A 748-nucleotide genomic window follows, 5' to 3' on the forward strand; every position below is an offset into this window, starting at 1 on the left:
ACAAGCACTGTCCGAAAAACACCTAGCAGTCCAGACCTCCCCTCTGTACCTAAATGGGGAGAATGTTTTCGCTATTGTAGTGTGGGCTCTTCCTGAGGGAGCATCGCACGTTGACGATGTTCCTCGTTCGTCTCCGGCGCGGGCTACGTACATCCAGTGCGGTGGGTCCACGGAGGCGATGACCATCGAGATCCGTGTGACTCACGACGACGACTCCTACGAGCAGTACACGGTGGCTCGTGAGCCTGTCACCGACCCCGAGGCGTGGACCACGGTGTCCTGCGACAATGGGAATCCCGAGCCCTTCACCATCCAGGTCCACCCCGAGGAGGTCTTCACCGGCGAGCAAGCAGTCCCCGTCTTCCGAGCCTACATCGAGGAAGGCGCCCTGCCACCAGCCGAGCTGCTACGCAGGATCGACGTCTAACCACCAGCCACCACTGTGGCCCCGCACCCACCCAGTGCGGGGCCACAGTCTTACTGCGCCGTCGACGCCTCAGACTCCCACCACACTGACGAACAGTCCCACTTACCACCCCCAACCCCTTGAGGAGTCGAAGACTGTCCGGTTCTCGCCTGTTGGAGGATGGCGCCGACCTTAAGGAGGCGTTTGAGTCCAAGAGCTGGGTCGCCGGCGGCCTGGGGACGGCGGCCACCGCCTTGGACACAGCCGCAGCGGTGATGGACCCCCTGGGTGAGGCCCTGTCCGCCGGGGTGGGATGGATCATTGAGCACCTGGGGAGCCTCA

1 protein-coding gene and 1 pseudogene are annotated in these 748 nt (G+C 63.2%); both read left to right on the forward strand.

Annotated elements, in window-relative coordinates:
* The first annotated feature begins 178 nt into the window (after nt 1-178).
* Entirely contained in the window at nt 179-427 is a 249-nt protein-coding gene (locus HMPREF2883_RS01500; RefSeq protein ID WP_070658558.1) for an NTP pyrophosphohydrolase, read from the forward strand.
* A gap of 119 nt (nt 428-546) precedes the next feature.
* Nucleotides 547-748: pseudogene (locus tag HMPREF2883_RS14545) on the forward strand (hypothetical protein); the annotation flags it as partial.

Origin of the sequence: Actinomyces sp. HMSC075C01, assembly GCF_001812965.1 — a bacterium.
Taxonomy (GTDB): Bacteria; Actinomycetota; Actinomycetes; order Actinomycetales; family Actinomycetaceae; genus Actinomyces; species Actinomyces acetigenes.